The organism is Ensifer adhaerens (assembly GCF_000697965.2).
GTDB classification, from domain to species: Bacteria; Pseudomonadota; Alphaproteobacteria; order Rhizobiales; family Rhizobiaceae; genus Ensifer; species Ensifer adhaerens.
Window position 1 is genome coordinate 3,154,931 of the sequence record NZ_CP015880.1, and the last position, 25,108, is coordinate 3,180,038.

The 25,108-nt window shown below is 63.2% G+C and carries 23 protein-coding genes; 10 read left to right on the forward strand and 13 right to left on the reverse strand.

Annotation, left to right across the window (positions count from 1 at the left end; translation table 11 throughout):
• Window positions 1-6 precede the first annotated feature (6 nt).
• From FA04_RS15440 to nudI, 5 genes are all read left to right on the forward strand, one after another.
• Complete coding sequence (locus FA04_RS15440) at window positions 7-1,635, forward strand: alpha-D-glucose phosphate-specific phosphoglucomutase (RefSeq protein WP_034786858.1); 1,629 nt, start codon at window positions 7-9, stop codon at window positions 1,633-1,635.
• Window positions 1,636-1,923: 288 nt separating this feature from the next.
• Window positions 1,924-3,888, forward strand: coding sequence for a glycogen debranching protein GlgX (gene glgX, locus FA04_RS15445; protein WP_034786860.1), 1,965 nt, complete (start codon window positions 1,924-1,926; stop codon window positions 3,886-3,888).
• Window positions 3,889-3,962: 74 nt separating this feature from the next.
• Window positions 3,963-4,451: a MaoC family dehydratase gene (locus tag FA04_RS15450; protein WP_034786863.1), complete on the forward strand. Its 489-nt coding sequence runs from the start codon at window positions 3,963-3,965 to the stop codon at window positions 4,449-4,451.
• Window positions 4,452-4,474: 23 nt separating this feature from the next.
• Complete coding sequence (locus FA04_RS15455) at window positions 4,475-5,014, forward strand: GNAT family N-acetyltransferase (protein ID WP_034786865.1); 540 nt, start codon at window positions 4,475-4,477, stop codon at window positions 5,012-5,014.
• A 49-nt stretch (window positions 5,015-5,063) separates the two neighbouring features.
• Entirely contained in the window at window positions 5,064-5,501 is a 438-nt protein-coding gene (gene nudI, locus FA04_RS15460; RefSeq protein WP_034786869.1) for a nucleoside triphosphatase NudI, read from the forward strand.
• A gap of 67 nt (window positions 5,502-5,568) precedes the next feature.
• On the opposite strand, the gene soxG is transcribed toward nudI, so the two are convergent.
• From soxG to FA04_RS15480, 4 genes are read right to left on the reverse strand one after another with little or no spacing between them, the layout of a single operon-like run.
• A complete protein-coding gene (soxG, locus tag FA04_RS15465; RefSeq protein ID WP_034786872.1) occupies window positions 5,569-6,120 on the reverse strand; it encodes a sarcosine oxidase subunit gamma family protein in 552 nt (183 codons plus the stop codon).
• Window positions 6,113-9,106 (reverse strand): sarcosine oxidase subunit alpha, encoded by a 2,994-nt coding sequence (locus tag FA04_RS15470; RefSeq protein ID WP_034786875.1) that lies wholly within the window; start codon window positions 9,104-9,106, stop codon window positions 6,113-6,115. Before FA04_RS15470 ends, soxG begins: the two co-directional genes overlap by 8 nt.
• Window positions 9,103-9,438, reverse strand: coding sequence for a sarcosine oxidase subunit delta (locus FA04_RS15475; protein WP_034786877.1), 336 nt, complete (start codon window positions 9,436-9,438; stop codon window positions 9,103-9,105). Before FA04_RS15475 ends, FA04_RS15470 begins: the two co-directional genes overlap by 4 nt.
• Window positions 9,439-9,448: 10 nt before the next feature.
• Window positions 9,449-10,702, reverse strand: a complete 1,254-nt coding sequence (locus FA04_RS15480; RefSeq protein WP_034786880.1) for a sarcosine oxidase subunit beta family protein — start codon at window positions 10,700-10,702, stop codon at window positions 9,449-9,451.
• A 324-nt stretch (window positions 10,703-11,026) separates the two neighbouring features.
• Between FA04_RS15480 and rpsU the strand changes: the two genes are divergently transcribed.
• The 3 genes from rpsU to FA04_RS15495 all read left to right on the forward strand — a co-directional run bounded on the left by rpsU (window position 11,027) and on the right by FA04_RS15495 (window position 13,001).
• Entirely contained in the window at window positions 11,027-11,239 is a 213-nt protein-coding gene (gene rpsU / locus FA04_RS15485; protein WP_034786884.1) for a 30S ribosomal protein S21, read from the forward strand.
• Between the two features lie 263 nt (window positions 11,240-11,502).
• Window positions 11,503-12,390 (forward strand): tetratricopeptide repeat protein, encoded by an 888-nt coding sequence (locus FA04_RS15490; protein ID WP_034786887.1) that lies wholly within the window; start codon window positions 11,503-11,505, stop codon window positions 12,388-12,390.
• 134 nt (window positions 12,391-12,524) lie between these two features.
• Window positions 12,525-13,001, forward strand: a complete 477-nt coding sequence (locus FA04_RS15495; RefSeq protein WP_034786890.1) for a DUF992 domain-containing protein — start codon at window positions 12,525-12,527, stop codon at window positions 12,999-13,001.
• A 112-nt stretch (window positions 13,002-13,113) separates the two neighbouring features.
• On the opposite strand, the gene FA04_RS15500 is transcribed toward FA04_RS15495, so the two are convergent.
• From FA04_RS15500 to FA04_RS15525, 6 genes are all read right to left on the reverse strand, one after another.
• A complete protein-coding gene (locus tag FA04_RS15500; RefSeq protein WP_034786893.1) occupies window positions 13,114-14,514 on the reverse strand; it encodes an NAD(P)(+) transhydrogenase (Re/Si-specific) subunit beta in 1,401 nt (466 codons plus the stop codon).
• Window positions 14,515-14,524: 10 nt separating this feature from the next.
• Window positions 14,525-14,935 carry an NAD(P) transhydrogenase subunit alpha part 2 gene (locus tag FA04_RS15505; RefSeq protein ID WP_034786897.1) on the reverse strand — a complete coding sequence of 137 codons (411 nt, stop codon included), beginning with the start codon at window positions 14,933-14,935 and terminating at the stop codon, window positions 14,525-14,527.
• On the reverse strand, window positions 14,935-16,080 hold the full coding sequence (locus FA04_RS15510) for a Re/Si-specific NAD(P)(+) transhydrogenase subunit alpha (protein ID WP_034787268.1): 1,146 nt from the start codon (window positions 16,078-16,080) through the stop codon (window positions 14,935-14,937). The genes FA04_RS15505 and FA04_RS15510 overlap by 1 nt, the downstream gene beginning before the upstream one ends.
• Before the next feature lie 387 nt (window positions 16,081-16,467).
• A complete protein-coding gene (locus FA04_RS15515; protein ID WP_034786900.1) occupies window positions 16,468-16,692 on the reverse strand; it encodes an aa3-type cytochrome c oxidase subunit IV in 225 nt (74 codons plus the stop codon).
• Window positions 16,693-16,927: 235 nt separating this feature from the next.
• Window positions 16,928-17,701, reverse strand: a complete 774-nt coding sequence (locus FA04_RS15520; RefSeq protein WP_034786904.1) for an N-acyl amino acid synthase FeeM domain-containing protein — start codon at window positions 17,699-17,701, stop codon at window positions 16,928-16,930.
• Window positions 17,702-17,933: 232 nt separating this feature from the next.
• The gene (locus FA04_RS15525; protein ID WP_034786908.1) at window positions 17,934-20,243 is read right to left on the reverse strand and encodes a putative bifunctional diguanylate cyclase/phosphodiesterase; all 2,310 of its coding nucleotides are present in this window, start codon (window positions 20,241-20,243) and stop codon (window positions 17,934-17,936) included.
• A gap of 429 nt (window positions 20,244-20,672) precedes the next feature.
• On the opposite strand from FA04_RS15525, the gene FA04_RS15530 reads away from it, so the two are divergent.
• On the forward strand, window positions 20,673-21,431 hold the full coding sequence (locus tag FA04_RS15530; RefSeq protein ID WP_034787271.1) for a gamma-glutamyl-gamma-aminobutyrate hydrolase family protein: 759 nt from the start codon (window positions 20,673-20,675) through the stop codon (window positions 21,429-21,431).
• 42 nt (window positions 21,432-21,473) lie between these two features.
• Here the strand turns inward: FA04_RS15530 and FA04_RS15535 are convergent, their stop codons facing one another.
• From FA04_RS15535 to FA04_RS15545, 3 genes are all read right to left on the reverse strand, one after another.
• Window positions 21,474-22,439 carry a 2-hydroxyacid dehydrogenase gene (locus FA04_RS15535; RefSeq protein WP_034786911.1) on the reverse strand — a complete coding sequence of 322 codons (966 nt, stop codon included), beginning with the start codon at window positions 22,437-22,439 and terminating at the stop codon, window positions 21,474-21,476.
• Between the two features lie 27 nt (window positions 22,440-22,466).
• Window positions 22,467-23,489, reverse strand: coding sequence for a LacI family DNA-binding transcriptional regulator (locus FA04_RS15540; RefSeq protein WP_034786913.1), 1,023 nt, complete (start codon window positions 23,487-23,489; stop codon window positions 22,467-22,469).
• A 168-nt stretch (window positions 23,490-23,657) separates the two neighbouring features.
• Complete coding sequence (locus tag FA04_RS15545; RefSeq protein ID WP_034786917.1) at window positions 23,658-24,155, reverse strand: MarR family winged helix-turn-helix transcriptional regulator; 498 nt, start codon at window positions 24,153-24,155, stop codon at window positions 23,658-23,660.
• Window positions 24,156-24,268: 113 nt separating this feature from the next.
• Here FA04_RS15545 and FA04_RS15550 point away from each other — a divergent pair, with 113 nt between their 5' ends.
• The gene (locus FA04_RS15550; RefSeq protein ID WP_034786920.1) at window positions 24,269-25,060 is read left to right on the forward strand and encodes a creatininase family protein; all 792 of its coding nucleotides are present in this window, start codon (window positions 24,269-24,271) and stop codon (window positions 25,058-25,060) included.
• Window positions 25,061-25,108 lie beyond the last annotated feature (48 nt).

Here is a 25,108-nt window from a genome sequence, read left to right on the forward strand (position 1 = left end):
GTCAGCATGATAAGAACGGTTACCACAACCCCCTACGGCGACCAGAAGCCTGGCACGTCAGGGCTGCGCAAGAAGGTCCCGGTCTTCCAGCAGAAGAACTATGCCGAGAACTTCATCCAGTCGATCTTCGATTCGCTCGAAGGCTTTCAGGGCGAAACGCTTGTCATCGGCGGCGACGGTCGCTTCTACAACCGCGAAGTCATCCAGATCGCCATCAAGATGGCGGCGGCCAACGGCTTCGGCCGCGTGCTCGTCGGCCGCGGCGGCATCCTGTCGACGCCGGCTGCCTCCAACGTCATCCGCAAGTACAAAGCCTTTGGCGGCATCGTGTTGTCGGCCAGCCACAATCCTGGCGGCCCGACCGAAGACTTCGGCATCAAGTACAACATCGGCAATGGCGGCCCGGCACCGGAGAAGATCACTGACGCGATCTTCGCGCGCAGCAAGGTGATCGACAGCTACAAGATCTCCGATGTCGCCGACATCAACCTTGATGCCGAAGGCACGCAGGACATCGACGGCATGACGATCACCGTCATCGATCCCGTCGCCGATTATGCCGAGTTGATGGAAAGCCTGTTCGACTTCGGCGCGATCCGCAAAATGATTGAAGGCGGCTTCCGCGTCGTCTTCGATGCGATGAGCGCCGTTACCGGTCCCTATGCCAAGGAGATCATCGAAAAGCGACTCGGCGCGCCTAAGGGCTCGGTGATGAACTTCATCCCGCTGCCCGATTTCGGCGGCCACCACCCGGACCCGAATCTGGTTCATGCCCGCGCACTCTATGAGACGATGATGGCGCCCGACGCACCGGATTTCGGCGCCGCTTCCGACGGCGACGGCGACCGCAACCTCGTCATCGGCCGCGGCATCTTCATCACACCGTCCGACAGTCTGGCCATGCTCGCCGCCAACGCGCATCTGGCACCCGGCTATGCCAAGGGTCTTGCAGGTATCGCCCGTTCGATGCCGACCAGTGGTGCTGCCGACCGTGTCGCCGAAAAGCTCGGCATCGGCATCTACGAGACGCCGACCGGCTGGAAGTTCTTCGGCAACCTGCTCGACGAGGGCATGGCGACGATCTGCGGCGAGGAAAGTGCGGGCACCGGCTCCAACCACGTGCGCGAGAAGGACGGGCTCTGGGCAGTCCTGCTGTGGCTCAACATTCTGGCGGTGCGCAAGGAAAGCGCGCTCGACATCGTCAAGAACCATTGGGCGACCTACGGCCGCAACTACTATTCGCGCCACGACTACGAAGAGGTCGATTCTGATGCGGCCAATGGCCTGATCGCCAACCTGCGCGACCAGCTTGCCACGCTGCCCGGCAAGTCCTTCGGCGCGCTCAAGGTCGCGACCGCGGACGACTTCGCCTACAACGATCCGGTCGACCATTCCGTCAGCAAGAACCAGGGCATCCGCATCCTGTTCGAAGGCGGCTCCCGCGTCGTCTTCCGCCTGTCGGGCACCGGCACATCGGGAGCAACGCTGCGCGTCTATATCGAGCGCTTCGAGCCGGACGCCTCGCGTCACGATATCGAGACGCAGACGGCGCTCGCCGATCTCATCGCCGTTGCCGAAGAGATCGCCAGCATCAAGACCCGCACCGGCCGCACCGAGCCGAGCGTCATTACCTGAAATACCGCACTATCGGGGCCGCTGATGCGGCCCTTTTTCGTTTGCCGCTTACCCCCCTCTGCCCTGCCGGGCATCTCCCTCACAAGGGGGAGATCGATCTGCGGCACGGCCTTGCCCTAAGATGGCGTTGACGTCGCAGGGATCCCCTCGCCCGTAAACCAACGCATCGGTTTATCGGTGGAATGGGAGGATGCCACAAGTCAACCTCCCCCTTGTGGGGCAGATGCCCGGCCGGGCAGAGGGGGGTGGGTCACACACACCGACGACACCACGAAGAGGGCCGCCTTCATGCCGACCAAAGGAAACCCACCCCTCGGTGCCACCATCACCTCCGAAGGCACCGTGTTTTCGGTCTGGTCGCACAATGCCGCCCGTATCGATCTCTGCCTTTTCGACAAATCAGGCGCCAAACAGCTGCGCCAGCTGCCGATGACGCGGAACGGCGACATTCACAGCTTGAAGGTTGCCGACGCGCCGAAAGGAACGCGCTACGGCTTCCGGGCCGATGGCGTCTATTCGCCCGATCACGGTCTCTGGTTCGATCCATCCAAGCTTCTCGTCGATCCCTATGCCATCGAACTCGACCGCCCGTTTGGCCATGATCCGCGCCTGACGATCTTTGGCGAAGACACCGCCGACCTCGTACCGAAAGCGATCGTCACCGAGGTGAAGGCTGCCAAGGTGAAGGCGCCGCTCTTTCGCTCCGGCGGCCTTGTCTACGAAATCGCCGTCAAGCCTTTCACCATCCTCCATCCCGACGTACCCAAAGCCAAGCGCGGCACGGTGGCCGCCCTCGCCGAGCCCGCCATCATCGAACATCTGAAGCGCCTCGGCGTCTCGGCCATCGAGCTGATGCCGATCGTCGCCTGGATCGACGAACGCCATCTGCCACCGCTCGGTCTGAAGAACGGCTGGGGTTATAATCCGATCGCCCCTATGGCACTCGATCCGCGCCTGGTGCCGGGCGGCATCAAGGAGCTGCGAAAGACCGTCGAGGCGCTGCGCAAGGCCGGCATCGGCGTCATCCTCGATCTCGTTTTCAACCACTCCGGTGAAAGCGATTGCTTCGGCACAACGCTGTCGATGCGCGGGCTCGACAACCTGACTTATTATCGTCACGCCACCGACCGCCCGGGCGAACTGATCAACGATACCGGCTGCGGCAACACGATCGCCTGCGACAATCCGGTTGTCGAGGCACTGATCCTCGACAGCCTGCGCCACTTCGTCAGCGCTGCCGGCGTCGACGGCTTCCGCTTCGATCTCGCCTCGATCCTCGGCCGCGACATGGGCGGCTTCCACCGCGATGCCCCACTCTTTCAGGCGATTGCGGCCGATCCGCTGCTTGCCGACCGGGTGCTGATCGCCGAGCCCTGGGATATCGGTCCCGGTGGCTACCAGCTCGGCAATTTCCCCGCGCCCTTCCTCGAGTGGAACGACCGCGCCCGCGACGACCTCCGCATCTACTGGCGCGGCGATCGCCATTCGATCGGCGCGCTGGCGACAGCGCTTGCCGGCTCCTCAGGCAGTTTCGCCCGCTGGGGTGAGAGCGGCACGCGCACGGTCAACTTCATCGCCGCCCATGACGGCTTCACGCTGGCCGATCTCGTCTCCTATGCCGGCAAGCACAACGAGGCGAACGGCGAGGAAAATCGCGACGGCCACAACGAGAACCATTCCTGGAACAATGGCGCCGAAGGGCCGACGGCGGATCCGGAAATCAAGGCGGCTCGCCGCCATGACGTGATGGCGCTCATCGGAACGCTCTTTGCCACCCGCGGCACGATCATGCTGACCGCCGGCGACGAAGCCGGGCGCAGCCAGCGGGGCAACAACAACGCCTACTGCCAGGACAACGCCATCACCTGGCTCGACTGGACGGCGATGGACGACGAGATCGTCGCCCATACTGAGGCCCTGTCAGCCATGCGCTCCCGCTTCGGCGTTTTCGACGAGACCACGTTCCTGACAGGAAACGGCGACGTCGAGTGGTGCCGTCTCGACGGTCACCCGATGACCGTGACCGACTGGGAGCATCCGGCAACGGACAATCTGACAATGGTGCTGACCACCCCCGACCGCACGCAGAAGCGGGCAACGCGGCTTGCCGTCGTCATCAATCGCAGCCATGCGCCGCATCCCCTCCGCCTGCCCGACAGCGTCGATGGAAAATGGCAGGATGCGCTCGCAGCGTCATCCCCCGCCGATCACGTGGCGCCGCGCTCGGTTGCCTTCTTCGTCGAGGTTTTCTAAAGCTTTTCCACCACTTGCAGGTTGCAACGGGCGAGCCTATAGATCGCTTGGGGGGCTTGTTTCGAGGCGTTTACATGCTGCACGACATTTCACTTTCTGAGATCAAGGTGCTGGTCGGCAAGGAGGTCGGCGTTTCCGACTGGATCACGGTCACGCAGGAAACAATCGACAAATTCGCCGAGGCAACCAGCGACTATCAGTATATTCACGTCGACCCGGTGCGGGCCGCTGCCGAAACGCCCTTCGGCGGCACGATCGCGCATGGCTTCCTGTCGCTCTCGTTGCTCTCCGCGATGAACTACAATTGCCTGCCGAAAATCCGCGAACAGACCATGGGCATCAATTACGGCTTCGAGAAAGTGCGCTTCATCGCGCCGGTGAAGAGCGGCGCCAAGGTGCGCGGCCACTTCACCATGGCCGATGCCCGCTTCCGCGGCGCCAGCATGCTGATGATCACCTACGACGTCAGCGTCGAGATCGAAGGCGAGCGCAAGCCGGCGCTGACGGCAACCTGGCAGACGATCATCCAGTTCGATCCCAAGGATCGCCCCGCCGATGCCTGAGGCGGTTTGAGCAGGAAGATCCCATGACAGTAGCAGTCATCGTCGAGCCGGCCGACGGGCGTTTCGTCAGCGACTTTGCCGGCTGCGACTTTTCCTTCGAGGTCACGTCCGAGGCACGGCCGCCCTTCATCGGCCCCGATCTCGGCGACGTCGCTCCGGTCGAGAGCTACATCAAGACCTATGGATCCGACCCGGACGAGCTTGTGGAGACCGCGGCTGGGCCGGATGCCGCCCTCTTCACAGCGCGTCTCGACGGCCGGCTCGCCGGTTACATTGCACTCTCGAAGGCGTGGAACGGCTATGCCGAGGTGGACGATATCGCCGTCGACAAGGACGCGCGCCGCGCCGGCGTCGCGCGAGCTCTCATGGACAGGGCAGTGTCCTGGGCGCGGGAACGGGGCCTGCCGGGGATCAGGCTTGAGACCCAATCGAACAATGTCGCCGCCTGCCGCTTTTACGAGCGCTACGGCTTCGAGCTCGCCGGCCACGACCGACACCTCTATTCGGCATTGACGCCGGGAACGCACGAGATTGCGCTCTTCTGGTACTTGCGCTTCGCGTAAAAAAGCCAGGCGGCTGTCGTGGTCGCCAAATCAGTAAATGGAGAAGTCATTGCGCCAGCGTATCATCGTCTGCCCGCTCATTCAGAACAGGGGCGCCTACCTGCTCTGCAAGATGCCGCCCGATCGCGGCGTGTTTCCCGGGCAATGGGCGCTTTCGGGTGGCGGCCTCGAGCCGGGCGAACGTCTCGATGAGGGCCTGCGCCGTGAAATCCGGGAAGAGCTTGGAGACCGTCTGGAGATCGGAACGATCAAGCCCTGGACCTTCCGGGACGACATCCGGACAAAGTCCTATGCCGACGGCTCAACCGAGCAGCTTCATATGATCTATCTGATCTTTGACTGTGAGGCCGAAAATCGCGAGGTCAGCCTCAACGACGAGTTCGTCGAACATGCCTGGGTCGAACCCGAGCACCTTCAGGATTACGACCTGAACGACGCGACGAAGCGCACGCTCCTCGAAAAAGGTATCTTGCTCGCTCGGCAATGAGAGCGAGCTGTTTCAAACAGTCTTCGAATGCCGGGAGGTGCTTGCTCGCACCTCCCGGCTTTTTCATTTAGTGGCCGGCGTCAGCAGCGCCCTCGGAAAGCAGTCCGAAGACGAAGGGCGAGAACGACCGCCAGCACTCGACCCGGAACTGATCCTCAGCTGTGCGGAAGAGGATGATCTCCGCCTTGCCGAGGATCGTGCGCGAGCAGCCACCTACCGGGAAGATCGCCAGCGACAGATCCTGCGGGCAGCCGCTGTTGATAGCCACGTCGGCGCCCGGACCGCTGACAATGACGGCGACGTTGCGATGCGAAATGTCGACCGCCGAATGCAGCGTGCCGCTTGAGGCCGCTGCCGCCATCAGGTCGGCTTGGCTCTCATCGATGACCAGCCACTCGTCCGGGCCGATCCACAGCGCATGGCGCTGGCCGGAAGAAGCCGAGGTCTTCGGCCGGGTCGGCAGCGTCACGCCAAGTGCGGCCGAAAGGGCCGGCAGTGCGTCGGCGCCGGCGCGCAGCGAAATGCGCGTTGCTGCCGGTGCAGGCGTCAGGATCGCCTCGGCCGAGCCCCCGCGCGCGGTGAGTGCCGCCTTGCGGCTTGCAGTAACCTGGTCAGCCATGGAGGCGGCCCCCTTCCTTGTCAAAGAACACCATGTCGCTCACTTCGACGGCAATGGTGCGATCGGTCATCGGCACGTAGAGCGTCTGGCCGAGGCGCTCGCGGCCACCGGCCACCATGGCCAGCGCAATCGAGCGACCGCAGTTTGCCGACCAGTAGGACGACGTCACGTGACCGAGCATGGTCATCGGCTTCGGCTGGTTCGGGTCGGCGACGATCTGCGCGCCTTCCTCCAGCACCACCTTCGGATCCTTGGTGAGAAGACCGACGAGCTGCTTGCGGCCATCCTTGACGAGATCCGGGCGTTTCAGGCCGCGGATACCGACGAAGTCGGGCTTCTTCTTCGAGACGGCCCAGGAGAGGCCGGCATCGTCCGGCGTCAGCGTACCGTCGGTATCCTGGCCGACGATGATGTAGCCCTTTTCGGCGCGCAGCACGTGCATGGTTTCCGTGCCATAGGCGCAGGCGCCCATCGGCTCGGCCCGCGCCCAGATCGCTTCCCATACCGCCTGGCCGTAGTCCGCCGGCACGTTGACTTCGAAGCCCAGCTCGCCGGTGAACGACATGCGGAAGAGCCGTGTCGGCACGCCGCAGATCCTGCCCTCGGCGACGCTCATGTGCGGGAAGGCCTCGTTGGAGAGGTCGATGCCCTCGACGAGCGGAGCGATGATCTCGCGCGCCTTCGGTCCCTGCACGGCGATGACGGCCCACTGTTCCGTCGTCGAGGTCAGCCACACCTTCAGGTGCGGGAACTCGGTCTGCAGATAATCTTCCATGTGGTTCATGACGCGCGGCGCACCGCCGGTCGTGGTCGTCACGTGGAAGCGATCCTCGGCCAGTCGACCGACCACGCCGTCGTCATAGACGAAGCCGTCGTCGCGCAGCATGATGCCGTAGCGGCAGCGGCCGGGCTTCAGGTTGTCCCAGGCGTTGGTGTACATGAGATTGAGGAACTGCGCCGCATCCGGGCCAACAACCTCGATCTTGCCGAGCGTCGAGGCGTCGAAGACACCAGCCACGTCGCGCACCGTCTTGCACTCGCGCGCGACCGCCTCATGCATGTCTTCGCCGGAGCGCGGGTAGAACCAGGCGCGCTTCCAGTTGCCGACATCCTCGAACTCGGCGCCATGCGCCTCCTCCCAGGCGTGGATCGGCGTCTTGCGCGCGGGGTCGAACAGGGCACCACGCGAGTGGTTGACGATCGCTCCGAAGGTCACCGGCGTGTAGGGCTGGCGGAAGGTCGTCAGACCCACCTGCGGAATGTCCTTGCCAAGCGCTTCGGCGGCGATCGCCAGACCATGCATGTTGGAAAGCTTGCCCTGGTCGGACGCCATGCCGTTGGTGGTGAAGCGCTTGATGTGCTCGATCGAGTGCATGCCTTCGCGCACCGCCAGACGAATGTCCTTGGCGCAGACGTCGTGCTGGAAGTCGATGAAGGCCTTGACCGTGGTATCGGGACCAGCGCCTTCGGCAGCGCCGATCATGCCGCCGGTCCAGCCGTAGCGGTTTTCGCCCGAAAGCGTCACCTGCGCACCGCCCTCTGTACCGGCCGCACGCGCGGTCAGTTCGCCGGCCGCAAGCGCCTCGTCGATGGTTGCCTGCAGGTCGTCGGTGCCGTTGCAGGCGCCGATCGACAGGCAATCCTGCAGGTACGTGCCTGGCAGGAAGCGCTGCGTCGCCGCATCGAACTTCACCTTGCCGCGCGACTGCGAGAACAGGTGCACCGACGGTGTCCAGCCGGCCGAGACCAAAAGCGCGTCGACGGCGAACTTGCGGGCCGAGCCGCCGCCATTGCGGGCGACACTGATCGAGTTGACGCGGAGCTTGCCACCGGCCTTGATCACCGAATGCCCGGTCAGCACCTCGATGCCGAGCTTGCGCGCTTCCGCCAGCACCGCCTCGCCCGGATTTTCGCGGCAGTCGACGATAACAGGAACCGAAACACTGGCCCGCTTCAGGTCGAAGGCCGCCTCATAGGCCGAGTCATGCGCCGTGTAGACGCCAACCTTGGAGCCGACTGCGACGCCGAAGTGATTGAGATAGGTGCGGCCGGCCGAAGCGAGCATGATGCCCGGGCGGTCGTTGTTGGCGAACACCATGTGCCGCTCGATCTGGCCGTTGGCGAGGATCACCTTCTTGGCGCGCACCTGCCACAGCCGTTCACGCGGCAGCGACTTGTCGAGGGCCGCCAGATGATCGGTCACGCGCTCGACGAGGCCGACGAAATTGTGGTTGTAGTAGCCGAAGCCGGTGGTGCGGGTGAGCACCGTGACGTTGTCCATGGAGGCAAGCGTCTTGGCGGTCTCCTGCGCCCAGTCCCAGCCATCCTTGCCGTCGATGGTCGTGCCGCTCTCGTAGCGAAGCGCACCACCGACTTCCGGCTGCTCGTCGCAGATGATCACCTTGGCGCCGGCCTTGGCAGCGGCAAGTGCTGCGGATAGACCGGCAACACCCGCACCGATGACAAGCACATCGCAATGCGCGTAGCGGCTGGCATAGTGATCCGGATCGGCTTCCGTCGGCGTAACGCCGAGGCCGGCAGCACGGCGGATGAAGGGTTCGTAGATCGCGTGCCAGGCAGCCTTCGGCCACATGAAGGTCTTGTAGTAGAACCCGGCGGCAAAGAAAGGCGACAGGAGATCGTTGAAGCCGCCGACGTCGAAGGCAAGCGACGGCCAGCGGTTCTGCGATTCCACCTTCATGCCGTCGAAGACTTCCTGCACCGTGGCGCGCACGTTCGGCTGGCGGCGGGCGGCATCCCGCGAGACGTCGAGCAGCGCGTTCGGCTCCTCGGCTCCGGCCGAAAGAATGCCGCGCGGGCGGTGGTACTTGAACGAACGGCCGACCAGATGAATGCCGTTGGCAAGCAGCGCCGAAGCGACCGTGTCGCCCTCGAGCGCCGTCAGCGTGCGGCCGTCGAAGGTGAAGCGCGCGGTGCGGGCGGGGGTCAGGCGGCCGACGCCTGGAATGCGATTGGCGCCCATCATTTCGCGGCTCCCTTATCCTGGCCGTTCTTGTCCTGCTCGCTCTGGAGAATGGTGGCGATGTCAGGCTTCGGTTCGCCAGCCTTGTAGGTGGTGTAGAAACGGTCGCTGACCGTGTCGCGGGCGGCGTTGAAGAATCGGCCGCAGCCATGGATGTGGCGCCAGCGTTCGAAGATCAGACCCTTGGGGTTCTGACGCAGGAAGAAATATTCCTCGAACTGTTCGTCGGTGATGTCGGCGATGTTTTCCGGACGGGCGATATGGGCGTCGCCGGCACCGCGGAACTCGAGCTCGGAACGCTCTTCCTCGCAATAGGGGCAGTAGATCAGAAGCATCTCGAAATCCTCAGTGCGCAACGGCGGCGGCAGCCGCTTCGTCGATGAGCCGGCCGGTGCGGAAGCGCTCCAGCGTCAACCCTGCGGCGAGACGATGCGGCTCGCCCTTGGCGATCAGATGGGCGAAGAGATGGGCCGAGCCCGGCGTCGCCTTGAAGCCGCCCGTACCCCAGCCGGCGTTCAGGTAGAGGCCCGGAACCGGCGTGACACCCTGGATCGGCGAGCGGTCCTGGGTGACGTCGACGATGCCGCCCCACTGCCGCATCATCTTGACGCGGCGGAACATCGGGAAGAGCTCGCAGATCGCATCGAGCGTATGGGTAATGATCTGCAGGCCGCCGGTCTGCGAATAGGAATTGTACTGGTCGGTGCCGGCGCCGATGACGAACTCGCCCTTGTCGGACTGCGAGATATAGGCATGCACCGAGTTCGACATGACGACGCAGGGGAAGATCGGCTTCAGCGGTTCGGAGACCAGCGCCTGCAGCGGCTGGCTCTGCAGCGGCACGCGCACATCGGCCATCTGCATCAGCACCGAGGTGTGGCCGGCGGCGGAAATGCCGACCTTCTTAGCGCCGATATAGCCGCGATTGGTGTCGACCCCGACGACCCGGCCGGTCTCGTCGCGGCGGATCCCGGTCACTTCGCAGTTCTGGATGATGTGCACGCCGCGGTCGGAGGCCGCACGCGCATAGCCCCAGGCAACCGCATCGTGGCGGGCCGTGCCGCCACGGCGCTGCAGGGCCGCCCCGTTGATCGGGTAGCGCGCAGTCTTGGCGATATCGAGCGGCGGGCAATAGGCCTTGGCCTGCTCCGGCGTCAGCCACTCGTTGTCGATGCCGTAGAGACGGTTGGCATTGATGTGGCGCTTGAACGACTGCTGGTCATGGATGTTGTGCGACAGCATCATCACGCCGCGGGGCGAATACATGACGTTGTAGTTCAGATCCTGCGAGAGGTTTTCCCAGAGCTTCAGCGAATGCTCGTAGATGTCCATGCTCTCTTCATAGAGATAGTTGGACCGGATGATCGTCGTGTTGCGGCCGGTATTGCCGCCGCCGATCCATCCCTTTTCGAGCACCGCGACATTTGTGATGCCGTGCTCCTTGGCAAGGTAATAGGCTGCTCCCAAGCCATGGCCGCCGCCGCCGATGATGATGGCGTCATACTCCTTTCGCGGCTCCGGCGATGCCCAGTGCGGGCCCCATCCCTTGTGGCCGCGCAGCGCCTCGCGCGCCACGGCGAAAACTGAATATTTGCGCATCGGCCCGTTACTCCCGGTGATCATTCTCGTTGGAGTTAGAAATCGCAAATCCGAGACCTGCGCAACGTTTCTTTTGCGACGCATTTGCGTGGACTTGCGCGCAGTTGCGACATGACTATGGATCGGTTAAGCGGCGGGGGAGAAGTCGCGCGACACTCGTATCTCAGGTTTTTTTCAGCGCCGCCTCATGTCGTCGCTGGACTTTCGCCTGATGATCTGGTATCCGCTCATCTAATCGTAAAGCTTCCAGCTTAGCGAATGTCACTCTTTTGCCTCCGCACCTGACGGAGCAGCAAACAACACGAACCAAGGAACGGGATTCACGTGCAGGTACTAGTCCGCGATAACAATGTCGATCAGGCGCTCCGCGCTCTCAAGAAGAAGATGCAGCGCGAAGGCATTTTCCGCGAAATGAAGATGCGTGACTACTACGAGAAGCCGTCCCAGAAGCGCGCTCGCGAAAAGGCTGAAGCCGTTCGCCGCGTCCGCAAGCTGGCACGCAAGCGTGCACAGCGCGAAGGCCTCCTGGCTCGCTGATTTGTCGTTTTTTCGACGCTATTCGATGTAAGTCGTGGCGGGGGCGAAATATCGCCACCGCCTTTTTTTGGTATGGACATCTTTTCCGCCGACAGGCTAGCGTGCTCGACGCTGCCACCGACGGACGACCGACCGGAGTGTTTGGACCGGTGGTCTGCCAAGGCCGACTTTGGCCCGGCTTGAGGAGCCCGCGGGGAGTTCAGCGGCTCCAGAAACGGAAAGCCGATGGCTTTCGAGACCTTGTCGATTTGAGGGATCAACCTTTGACACTTGCTGCCATGACTGCGGACGTCTCCGGTTTTAATGTCCATGAGGCGTCTCGCCGCCACCAGCGCAAGCCGAGGCTTGCCGCCATGCTGCTTCTCGGCTCGGCCCTCCTCATCGCCGGCTGCACGACCGACGGTCCGGACTCCGTCACCAACAAGGTCGAGCGCGAACAGGGCTCGCAGGAAAACATCGCCTCGCTTTCGAGCGTCATCGCCTCCAACCCGAGCGATCCGGAAGGCTACAATGTCCGCGGCTCGGCTTACGGCCGCGCCGGCGAATACCGCCGCGCGATTGCCGATTTCGACCAGGCGATCAAGCTGAACCCGCGCTTCTACCAGGCCTATGCCAACCGGGCGCTCGTTCATCGCAACATGGGCAATACCCAGGCAGCGCTTGCCGACTACAACACGGCCCTGCAGCTCAACGCCAACTACGACGTCGCTTATATCGGCCGCGGCAATCTCTATCGCCAGGCCGGCCAGCTCGATTCCGCCTTCAACGATTTCAACAAGGCCATCCAGCTCGATACCACCGATCCGCGCGCCTATCACAATCGCGGCCTGATCTACCAGGCACGCAACCAGCACGGTCAGGCGATCGAAGACTTCTCGACCGCGATCTCGCTGTCGCCGAGCTCGCCGGAACCCTATAACGGCCGCGGCATCTCCTATGTCGCGCAAGGCGACGACGACAACGCCTTCTCCGACTTCAACACCGCGATCAACCTGAACGGCAAGGTCGCCGAATCCTGGGCCAACCAGGCGCTGATCTACGAGCGCAAGGGCGACAAGGCCAAAGCGTCGAAATCCTATTCGCACGCGCTGCAGCTCGACCCGAAATACGAGCCGGCCCGCGCAGGCCTTGCCCGCGTCAAGGCATCCTGAGCCAACCCGTTCACGCATTTCGAAACGCCCGCGACCGCATCGCGGGCGTTTTCGTTTGCAGGCATTGCCCCTGCACAGCGGAACCTTCCTGCCCGCCATCCGTTTGCTTGAAGCATCAAGAACGGAGACTAGCCATGATCAAACGAACCCTCGTCACTGCGCTGGCGCTCGCCGCGCTTGCCACGGGCCCGGCCGCCGCGCAAAACTATGTCGCCCTTGGCCGCCTCGTTTGTGGTTCGGAAGGCGGCACTGGCATGATCCTGACCTCAACCAAGAACCTGATGTGCACCTTCACGCCCACCAATGGCGCACCGAAGGCCGTCTATGCCGGCACGATCCGCAAGATCGGCATCGACATCGGCAAGACGGGAAAGAGCACGATGATCTGGGACGTGCTTGCCAAGACAGGCACACCGATCAGCGAATTCGCGCTTGCCGGTGAGTATTACGGCGTCGGCGCCGATGCGAGTCTCGCCGTCGGCGGTGGCGCCAAGGTGATCGGCGGCGGCACCAACAAGGCGTTTATGCTACAGCCGGTCAATGTCCAGGTGCAGGAAGGCCTGAACCTCGCCGTCGGCATTGACGAGCTGACACTGGCACCGGCTGGCTAAGTCGACCTGGACTAAAGCTCGACACATCGCCGCATACGGCGCGCGCATCTCCTTCAACGCGAAACGCCCGCCGAAAGGCGGGCGTTTCTTTATCGGTCGATGCGAGCAGCCCTCAGGCGTGCAGCGCCTTGACGATGTCTTCCGTCACCTTCTTGGCATCACCAAGCAGCATCATCGTGCCGTCCTTGTAGAACAGCGTGTTGTCGATGCCGGCATAGCCGGAGCCGAGCGAACGCTTGACGAACAGGCAGGTCTTGGCCTTGTCCACGTCGAGGATCGGCATGCCGTAGATCGGCGAGGACTTGTCGTCGCGCGCCGCCGGGTTGGTGACGTCATTGGCGCCGATGACATAGGCGACATCGGCCTGCGCGAACTCGGAATTGATATCCTCGAGCTCGAACACTTCGTCATAGGGAACGTTTGCTTCCGCCAGCAGAACGTTCATATGGCCGGGCATGCGGCCCGCGACCGGATGGATCGCATATTTGACCTCGACGCCGGCCGCCTTCAGCTGATCGGCCATTTCGCGCAGCGCATGCTGCGCCTGAGCAACCGCCATGCCGTAGCCGGGCACGATGATCACCTTGGAGGCGTTCGCCATCAGGAAGGCCGCGTCATCGGCCGAGCCCTGCTTGACCGTGCGCTGGACGCCGTCGTCACTGCCGGCCGCTGCTGTCTCACCGCCGAAGCCGCCGAGGATGACCGAGATGAACGAGCGGTTCATGCCCTTGCACATGATGTAGGAGAGGATCGCACCGGACGAACCGACGAGCGCCCCGGTGATGATCAGCGCCAGGTTGCCGAGTGTGAAGCCGATGCCGGCCGCCGCCCAGCCCGAATAGGAGTTGAGCATCGAGACCACCACCGGCATGTCGGCGCCGCCGATCGGAATGATGATCAGCACGCCGAGCGCCAGCGACAGTGCGACGATCAGCCAGAACACCGTCGTGCTCTGGGTCAGGACCAGCATGATCACCAGCACGACGAGCGCCGCGGCCAGACCGGCATTGATCGCATGGCGACCCGAAAGCATGATCGGCTTGCCGGACATGCGACCGTCGAGCTTGAGGAAGGCGATGACCGAGCCGGTAAAGGTGATCGCGCCGATGGCGACGCCGAGCGACATTTCGACCAGCGCCTGCGCGTGGATGTCACCGATCGTACCGATGCCGAAGCTTTCCGGCGCATACATGGCGGCAGCCGCGACCATGACGGCCGCAAGACCGACCAGCGAGTGAAAGGCAGCAACAAGTTGCGGCATCGACGTCATGGCGATGCGGCGGGCGATGAACGCACCAATACCGCCGCCGATGGCAAGGCCAAGCACGATCAGCATCAGGCCACCGAAGCTCGGCTTGGCGAGCAGCAACGTCGTGACGATGGCGATGCCCATGCCGACCATGCCGTAGGTATTGCCCTTGCGGCTGGTGGTCGGATGCGAGAGGCCGCGCAGCGCCATGATGAACAGGACGCCGGAGACGAGATAGAGGAAGGCTGCGAAGTTGGCGTTCATCGGGCCGGCCTCACTTGTCTTTTTTCTTGTACATGGCCAGCATGCGCTGGGTGACGAGGAAGCCGCCGAAGATGTTGACCGAGGCCAGCACCAGCGCAATGAAGCCAAAGCCGGTCGCCAGCCCCGAGGCGGAAATGCCGACCGCCAGCAGGGCGCCGACGACGATGACCGAGGAGATCGCGTTGGTGACCGCCATCAGCGGCGTGTGCAGCGCCGGCGTCACCGACCAGACCACGTAGTAGCCGACGAAGATCGCCAGCACGAAGATCGCCAGGCGAAAGACGAAGGGGTCGATCGCCCCGCCGGTGGCGCCATGGGCGACGGCACCGGCCGCATCCGGCACATACTCGGCCGCGGTGCGGACCGCTTCCACCGCCCGGTCGAGATCGGCGAGCGCCTTGTCGAGAAGTTCATTCGCCATCACTTGTCCCCCTTGCTGGCGCCGAAGTTCGGATGCACGACCTGACCGCCATGGGTGAGCGCCGTCGCCTTGACGAGCTCGTCTTCCATGTTGAGCGCGAGCGCCTTGGTCTCCTTGGAGACCATCGTCTCCAGGAAGGTGACGAGGTTCTTGGCATAAAGCCCGGAGGCGGAAGCGGCGATGCGGCCAGGCACATTCAGATGGCCGATAACCTTGACGCCTTCGACCTCGGCGACCTTGCCGGCCTCTGCCCCCTCGACGTTGCCGCCGCGCTCGACCGCAAGGTCGACCGCGATCGAACCGGGCTTCATGCTCTTCAGCATCTCGCGGGTAACGAGCCGCGGCGCCGGGCGGCCGGGGATAAGCGCCGTGGTAATAACGATGTCCTGCTTGGCGATATGCTCGGCGACAAGTGCTGCCTGCTTGGCCTGATAGTCCTTGGACATTTCCTTGGCGTAGCCGCCGGCGGTCTCAGCCGCCTTGAACTCGTCGTCCTCGACGGCGATGAACTTGGCCCCGAGCGAGGCGACCTGCTCCTTGGCGGCGGGACGCACGTCGGTTGCCGAGACCACGGCCCCGAGACGGCGGGCCGTCGCGATCGCCTGCAGACCGGCAACGCCGGCGCCCATGACGAAGACCTTGGCGGCAGGAACCGTGCCGGCCGCCGTCATCATCATCGGCAGCGCCCGGTCATATTCGTAGGCCGCGTCGATGACCGCCTGATAGCCGGCGAGGTTGGCCTGGCTGGACAGCACGTCCATCGACTGCGCGCGCGTGATGCGCGGCATCAGCTCCATCGCAAAAGCGGTCAATCCGGCATTCGCCATGTCGGCGATCGCCGCCTCGTTGCCGTAGGGATCCATGATGGCGATGACGATGGCGCCGGACCTGTAGCCGGCAATCTCGACACTCGTCGGCCGACGGACCTTGAGCACGACATCCGCCGCCCTGTAGTCTGCCGTCGTGCCGATCCGGGCTCCGGACTTTTCGAACTCGGCATCCGGAATGCGCGACAGAAACCCGGCGCCCGCCTCGACGACGACGTCGAAGCCGAGACCTTTCAGTTTCTTCACAGTATCCGGTGATGCGGCAACGCGACCCTCATTCGGATCCGTTTCCTTGGCGACGAAGACGATCTCGCTCACAAGTCCCCCCTCCTGGCCGCAATCGAGCCAGGGCCGGAATGCGGGCATTCTCTCCGACTGCAAAGCGGGTGGCCTACCGGGCCGACACGCCCTCATGTGCGCGGCACACCTGTGCCCGGCGCAATCGTCTGGAGCAAGCCATCGCCTGGATGCGGGACCTTTGGCGATCCACCGGCATCGAGCCGCAATCGGGCTCTGCGGGCCTGCTGTCCACTCCTCCCTCACTCGGGTGAGGACTATCCACCTCTGCCCTACGACGGGCATCCGGGCCTCAAGCCATATGCGTCGGCACCTCCAGCCGGCGACATGCAGCTTCTTCCGGGCAAACGCCCGGTCGCCGAGGCAGCACGGTGTGCGCTCCCTCAACAGTCGGTTTGGTCGCGCCGATTAGCGAAGGAAGAAGAAACCGGCGACGTTGATCAGAATGAAAAGCACGATCGAGGAGATCAGGCCCATCGTCGTGAAGAAGCCGGCAGCCATCGCGATCAGCAGGGCGACGCAGAAAAGCGTGCCGTACTTCGAGGCACTCAGGAACATGAGGTAGGTCTTCTCGTGTTCCGGATAGTCCATCGGAGCGCCCACATCGACCGGTCCAGAATGATGCTCAGCCATCGTTCAAAATTCTCCCTGAATGCCGCGGCGCCACCTTGGGGTCATCGCCGCCCCTATCGAAGCATGGTCTCGCGAAAAGCCGCGAAACCCTTATAGCTGCCCTTACACAATGCGCACGGCTGGCGCAACGAAAACCCGTTCTTTAGCCGTGCCTGATGGGGCGAAATGTCACGCCACACAGCAAGGTGCGGCGCGCCTCGACGCGCCCCGAATTCGCATTCGCAATCGAGGCCGCTTACCGGAAGACGGACGTCCGGTAGGAGCGGCCGTAGCCGGTCTGCGCCATGCGCGCGGTCGGCAGGATCGTCAGCGGCGCAAACGGCACCTCGCTGCGGTCGGCAAACATCATGCGGCGTTCGAACGGTTCGGAATCGAAGACCGGGTAGCGGTCGAGGATCGACGGCCGCTGCCCCCGCACCTGTGCCACCAGAAGCGCGCCGTCGGCATTGTAGACACCGAGGTTCTCGCGCTTGGCGACAACCGTCTCCGACGCAAAGATGCGCTTGTAGAAAGCCGCGTGGCGCGGACGGCAGGCCGTCAGGCAGCGGTCGGCAGCGAAGTACTCGCACGCCATCGCGACCGGTCGCAGCGTCAGATAGGGAAGCGCCCGCATCTCGTCGCCGATCACGTCAGGATCGACCGCCAACCGGCCGGGATCGACCAGCACCATGCCGGCATCGAGGAACGCGTCGATCTCGGGAGCGAAGATCATGCCCGACGTGCTGGCGCGATGATCCGGCGTCACATGATGAACGCGCACGGTGCTGACAAGCACTTCGTCGAGATAGAGACCGAAGACATAGGCGTGACTGTCGAAATCGAGATCGTCGATCAGCGTCGAGCCGGTCAACTCCATCAGATTGACGGACTTGTAGGACTTGTAGCGCAGCCGCGCGATGTCCTCCATGTCCTCGCCGGTTTCGACCCGCCGGTATTCGACGCGATCGAGCAATTGCATCAGTTTTTCAGAAAAGCGCCCAGGCTCAGCCTGGTGAATCGTCTCACCCATACTCAACACCTCATGGTTAACAAATCGTTAACCTATTGACGGGTGATGGGGCGGCAACCGCAAATCGAAACAGTTCACCGTTAACTTTTCGTTAACCATAAAAATTCGTGAACTTATTTGCTCGATTTGAAATCAAGCGCACCAAAGCGGAATCAATTTGGCGCACCTAATCAATGACTTGCTACCGGAAAACCAGTAGTAAAACAGGACAGTTTCCAGAAGATTTCAGGGGTTAGGCGATGCGCTTGCTGGTGGTTTTTGCGCCTCGTTTTGGCACACCATTCTTGCAAAGCGTAGCAATGGCCGAAGCCGGCATGGGCGCGGCAAAGACGAAGCCCTGTATCAAATCGGCACAATTGTGCTCGTTGATAAGTTGTAGCTGGTCCGCCGTCTCGACACCTTCGACGACGATGCGCAGGCCGAGCGCGCGGGCAAGGTTGGCGGTCCCACGCAGAAGCTTGAAGCGCCGAGAATCCTCGCGGATGTTGCGCACGAAGGAACGGTCGATCTTGATGATGTCGACCGGCAGCGCATCGAGATAGCTGAGGCTCGAGTAGCCGGTGCCGAAATCGTCGATGGCGATCGTGATGCCCAGTCCGCGCAGTTCGCGCAGGATCGCCTGCACCTTCAGCGGCTCGTCCATCAGGCAGCTTTCCGTCACTTCCAGATGCAGCCGCGCGGCATCGAGACCGGTTACGCGAAGTGCGTCCGTGACCATGACCACGATTTCGCTGCTGCGAAGGTCGAGCACCGACAGGTTGACCGACACCGATACGTCGCCCGGCCAGTTCATGCAGTCCCGGCACGCCTGATCGAGAACAAAGCGGGTGATTTCCGTGACCAGCCCGAGCTCTTCGGCAAGCTGGATGAATACGTTCGGCGGCACCGGCCCGCGTTCCGGATGGGTCCACCGCGCCAACGCCTCGCAGCACTCCACGCGCCCGCCGTTCGGGGCGAACATCGGCTGGTAGGAGAGCGTCAGGCTGCGGGCGTTGATCGCCTCGCGCAGGTCGGCCTTCAGCTTCTGGCGATCGACGTAGCGTGCATCCATCTCGGCCTCGAAGGCCGTGCAGCCGCCGCGGTTGCGCAGCTTTGTTTCCGAAAGCGCAAGATCCGCCTTGATCTGCAAGTCCTCGAGCTTGAGGTCGAGGCTCGAAGCGATGACGATGCCAGCGCTCATCGTCATGCTGAAGGTGAAGCCGCCGGCTTCGTAAGTGTCGCGCAGATCGGCATGAAGTCCGCGCATCCGCTCTTCGAGTGCAATAGCGTCACTGCCACCGGGAATGAACACGACGAACTCGTCGCCCATCAGCCGCGCGACGATCGCATCGTCACCGGCAAGCACCCTTAGCCGGCCGGCAATCGCATGAAGCAGTCTGTCGCCGACGATATGGCCGCGCATGTCATTGACGTGCTTGAATTCCGTTACGTCGAGAACCATCAACCCGACCAACCGTTCGGCCGTGTCGTCCGCGCTCACCGTCGCCTGCACCAGCTCCCCGAAATAGTCGCGGCTCGGCAGCTGCGTCAGCTTGTCGAACCGCACCATATGCAGGATCTGCTTTTCCGCCTGGACGCGCGCGGTCACGTCTTCAAAAATCAGCACCGTGTCGCCGTTATCGCGGCGGCTCGCCGAAAATTCCAGATGCAGCTCTTCGCTGACGGGGATCAGCACCTGCGGCCGCTTGCCCTTGAGCAGAAGGTCGAGCTGGCGCGAAATGGCCTTGGTCTTGTCCGGATCGAGCCGCATGCGCCGGGCGCCGCGCCGGATCACATCATCGAGCAACCAGCCCTTGAGTTCGGTGCGGTCGCCGAGGGCCAGCAATTCGCAGGCCCGCTCGTTGGCGACGACCACCCGGCCATCAGCATCAAGCATGAACAGCCCATGCGTCATGTTGTTGAGCGCCGTGTCGAACTGGCCGGCGATCGTGGCGATCTCGCGCGCTGCCATCACGTTTTCATAGAGGAAGGCGCGCACATTGTTGGCCATCATCCAGGTGGACAGGATGAAGGGCAGGATCAGCACGGCAAGCGCCAGCATGAACACGTCCTGCAGCGTGATCAGGCCGATGACGATCGGCAGGCAGGCCGAGGAAGACAAGAGGAGCACGGCCCGCTCGGAGCCGTAATTGCGACCGACGAGCGAAATCATCGACGCAAGCGTCACCGAAATGGTGGCGAGCTCGGAAAAGGGGTCCTGGCTGATGGCGATGGCGTAGCCACAGGCAATACCGCAGGTGAGCGTGACGCTGACGCCGCCGACGATGTAGCGGTTCTCCCACTTGCGGACCATCGCCCGATCGGCATTGGAGAAATCCTGCCGGTCGAACCGCGCCATGTCGAGATTGCGCAGCGCCCAGAGGACGAAGATCACACCGGAGCAGGCGAGATAGAGCGGATCACTGGTTTTCAGATAGACGAGCAGGAACGTCACGACATGCGACAGCATGCCGATCACCAGCGTTTTGCGATGTTCGTAGAGCGAGCTCACGGATGACAGATACACGTCAGTCGGAAGAGCGCTCTGTCCAAGTCGCATCATGAACCAAGCTCCGGTTTACCGGATTGTTAGGGGTGATGACTTAACGAAAGATTTCGTCTAACACCCCGAAAAATGTACCGAATCCCAGCAAAACCACGGGTCTTCGCCGAAATCTCCCAAGAGTTCAACTCAGTAGTGCGAACCGCACGGGACAATACTCGGTTTCTACAACCAAACATAGGCATTCGCACAATAAAACGGCTTGATCGCAACTTCGACAATTCTGCGACGCCCGTAGATGATCCCAAACTTGCGCCTGTGATGGTTACTCGTTCTTGAAGAAATACCTGCGATTTCCTGCCGTTTCGGATCGCTCCTCCTGTCTCGCTGCCCGGGATCGGCGCGACGATCGCGCTCACCACCTTCTCAGTTGACTTTCATCTGCAACTGAAGGCAAGGCTTTTCTCAAGCATCCAACGGAGCCTGATGATGTCGAAACCTGTCGTTGCCATCCCGTGCGATTTCCGCGAATTCGACGGCAATGTCTGGCATGTCGTTGCCCATCAATATGTCCGCGCCGCCGTCGAAGGCGCCGGCGTCATGCCCTTCCTCATCCCGGCACTCGAGACCGGCAACGACATCGACGAGATCCTCGACCGCGTCGACGGCGTGCTGGCAAGTGGCGCCCGCTCGAACGTCCATCCCTCGCTTTATGGAGCCGAGGCCAAGGAGAGCGACGGCCCCTTCGATCCCGGCCGCGACGCGACCAGCCTGCCGCTCATCACCCGCGCGCTGGAGCGCGGCGTGCCGCTTCTCGCCATCTGTCGCGGCATTCAGGAACTGAACGTCGCGCTCGGCGGCACGCTCGCCTCCGAAATTCAGGACCAGCCGGGCATCTGGGATCACCGCAAGCCCGACGTGAAGGAACTCGACGTCGCCTACGGCATCCGCCAGGACGTGATCGTCAAGGAAGGAAGCTGCCTCGCGCCGGTGCTCGGCGCCGGCCGCATCCGCGTCAACTCGCTCCATCGCCAGGCGATCGGCGCTGCCGCGCCCCGTCTTGCGGTCGAAGCGGTTGCCGACGACGGCACGATCGAGGCCGTCTCGGTGATCGGCTCCAAGGCCTTTGCCGTCGGCGTGCAATGGCATCCGGAATATTGGGTGCGCACGGACACGCCGTCGGCGAGCCTGTTCAAGGCGTTCGGCGATGCGGTCAGAACCTACGCCGCCGGTCGTCTGGCCGCCTGAGCTATCTGTTTGACCTTGCGCCTGGCGCGTCGACGTCGGGCCTTAGTCCGCGCGTCGCGTGAACGGTGTTTCCGGCACGGGCGTCAGCGCTTTGCCGGTCGAGAACCACGCCACGACGTTGTCGGCGACGAGGTCGGCCATGGCGTTGCGCGTCACCACCGAGGCAGAGGCCACGTGCGGCAGGAGCGAAACATTCGGCAGCGCCACAAGCGCCTCCGGCACCTGCGGCTCGTTCTCGAAGACATCGAGACCGGCACCGGCGATCACGCCCGCCTGAAGCGCCGCGATCAAGGCCTGTTCGTCGACCGTCGAGCCGCGTCCGACATTGATCAGCACCCCATTGCCGCCAAGCGCGGCAAGCACCTCGGCATTGACCGTCCGCCGCGTCGCCTCGGTGCCGGGTACGATGACAACAAGCGTGTCGACCGCAGCTGCGAGCCCCGTCAGCGTCGAATGGTAGGCATAGGCAAGGCCTTCGCGCGGGCTGCGCGTATGGTAGGCGATCGATACGCCGAAGGCTTCGAGCCGCTTGGCAATCGCAAGACCGATGCGTCCAAGACCGTAAAGACCGACGCTTCGACCCCGCAGCGACAGCGGAGATAGCGGGAACGCGCCCTCGCGGCTCCAGCGACCTTGGCGCAGCCATTGCTCCGCCTGCGGCAATTGACGGAGCGTGTTGAGCAGCAGCCCGACCGCGGTATCGGCCACTTCTTCCGTCAGGACGTCGGGCGTGTTGCTGACGGCAATTCCCTTGGCCGCGGCATGCCCGACCTCCACCCCGTCGTAGCCGACGCCGAAATTGGCGATGACCTCAAGCTGCGGCAGGGCGTCCATCAGTGCAGCCGGCACGCGCCCGGAAACGGCGATCGCCTTGACGTCCTGCATCTGCGGCGTCACCAGCGTCGCATCGGCACCTTCGATCCGCACCACGTCGAACCGTTCCGCCAGACGATCGATCACCCGCGGATTGATTTTTCCGGGCACGAGAACGCGAATGCGGGCAGACATGGCAATTTTCCTTGCGGGTGATGGACCTCAGGCGATGACCCGCAAGGGGCCGGTCGACTGCCGGATGCGCATCTCCGGCTTGATCAGGTGAATTCCATCCGGCTCATGGCTGCCGGAGAGCTTGTCGAGTAGTGCGCGGGCAGCACTGCGGCCGACATCGGCCTGCCCATTCCAGACGGTGGTGAGCGCCGGCGTCGCGATCGACGCCTCTTCCAGGTCGTCGTAGCCGGTCACGGAGATGTCGACGCCCGGCACGAGGCCGGCGCGCGCGATGCCGTTCATCATGCCGATCGCCACGAGGTCGTTCCAACAAACGACCGCGGTCGGCTTCTGCGGCAGCGAAAGCAGGTGCACTGCGGCCTCGAAGCCGCCCTGCTTCGTGCGGGGCCCGGGAATGCGCAGTTCCGGATCGACCTCGATGTTGGCCTTGCGCAGCGCGTTGACGTAGCCCTGGTAGCGGTCGCGTCCGGTGGAGGTCTCGTCCGTGCCGCCGACCATGGCGATGCAGCGGTGGCCAAGGCCGATCAGGTGGTTGGCGGCAAGCGAGATGCCGTAGGCGTCGTCGCCGCGGAAGATCGGCACGTCCACGCCCTCGATCGAGCGGGCGATCAGGATCGCCGGCATGCCGTTGTCCTCGGCGAGCTGGATGTCCTCCAGCGGCGTGCCGATCGCCGGCGACATGATGACGCCGTCGCCGCCGAGCTGCAGCAGCGTCTCGATGAAATCGCGCTGCTTGTCGACGGAATCGTAGTGATTGGAAAGAATGAAGGTCTGCTTGTCGCGGTCGAGTTCGGCCTCGATCGCCTTGAGGATTTCACCGTAGAACGGGTTCATGATGTCGTGCACGACGACGCCGATGATGCCCGATCGCGATGTCCTGAGACTGGCGGCGCGGCGGTTGTAGATATAGCCGAGCGCGCGCGCCTGTTCCTTGATCTTGTCGCGGGTGACCGTCGCCACCAGCGGGCTGTCACGCAGGGCCAGGGATACCGTCGCCGTCGAAAGACCGAGTGTTTCCGCGATCGTCGAAAGCTTGACCTTTTGCGCCACGATGCCCCCTGTAAGCCCTGTTTCGCCCCATCCGCACGAACCCCAGCCAGGAGCGGTGCGTCAAACGTTCGGCATCCTTCGCGCGCCTGTGAGACGGCGCGCGTGCCATAAATTTAAATCCCTATTTAAACTGTTTAAATCGCCGCGGCAATATGCGGCAAATCCGGTTCAGTCGGCCGCGCGCGCAGCCTGGAGATTGCTGTCAACGGCGCGCAGCAGCTTCATCAGCGTGCGAACCTGCTTGTCGGTCAGACCACGGGTCGCGAGCTTTTCAGAATGCTGACCGGCCTCGGCGATCGTCTGCAGCCGGTTGCGGCCGGGCTCAGTGAGATAGACCTTGGTGAGCCGTGCATCATCGTCGTCCGGCCGCCGCTCGAGAAAGCCCTGCGCTTCCATGCGGCCGATGGTGCGGGTCATGGTCGGCGCCTTGACGCCGAGCTTGACCGCGAGCCCGCCGGCCGTCAGACCGTCGGTCTCGGCCAGCGCCAGCATGACGCCATCCTGTCCGGCATAGAGGCCGCTTTCGAGCAGATTGCGGGAGAGCACGGTGCGCATCGACCGCGCAGCCTGGACAAGGACGGCGGCAAGATCGTGAGGCTCGATCAGGAGCTCGTCCTTCTTCTTGCCGTTCTTGCCCTTCTTTTCGGCCTTGTTCTTCTTGCCCATTGGACCTCCTGCCGAATCCCGTCTCGAACACTTATAACAATACAGCTTGCGATTACGAACTGTATGACTCAAATAACAATTTTACGACAATTGACGTGGAGGATCGAAGAGAAATGTCGATGCCCGAGCCGCGATGGCAGGACAATCCGGCCGACCTTCCGCCTGACGCCCGCCGCGACTGGATCGCGGTGCTGCCACTCGGCGCGCATGAGCAGCACGGACCTCACCTGCCCTTCGAAACCGACACGCTGATTGCCCAGGGGATCGTCTCCCGCACCATCGCCGTCCTTCCCGCCGATCTGCCTGTAACCTTCCTGCCGGCCGAGCCGGTCGGCTACTCGATCGAGCACATGGATGTCGCCGGCACCCGCACGCTCGCCTATGACGAGGCCGTGGAGCGCTGGCTCGGCATCGCCGGGGATCTCCATGGCCTTGGTATTCGCAAGCTCGTGATGCTGAACGCCCACGGCGGCAATTCGCCGTTGATGACGATCGTCGCGACCGAAGCGCGCGTGCGCTTGAACATGCTGGCGGTCGCAACCAGCTGGACCCGCTTCGGCCAGCCGGACGGCTGGATCGCGCCAGAAGACAAGGCCTTCGACATTCACGGCGGCGATATCGAGACTTCGGTGATGCTGGCGCTGCATCCCGACAAGGTGGACACGACAAAAACGTCCGATTTCCCCTCGCGTCAGCGCGACTTTGCCGGTCGCTTCAAGCATCTGCGTGCCTACGGCCCGCATGCCTTCGGCTGGAAGATGCGCGACCTCAACGCCGATGGCGTTGCCGGCAACGCGTCAGCCGCAACGGCTGCGCGCGGCGAGGCGCTGCTTGCCCATGCCGTCAAAGGCCTTGTCGAACTGCTCGAAGACGTCAGGGATTTCGACCCGTCTGAACTCGCCTGACGCGTGAAGCGACGCCCGGCAAACACTTTCTTTGCGGTTTTGCGCTAT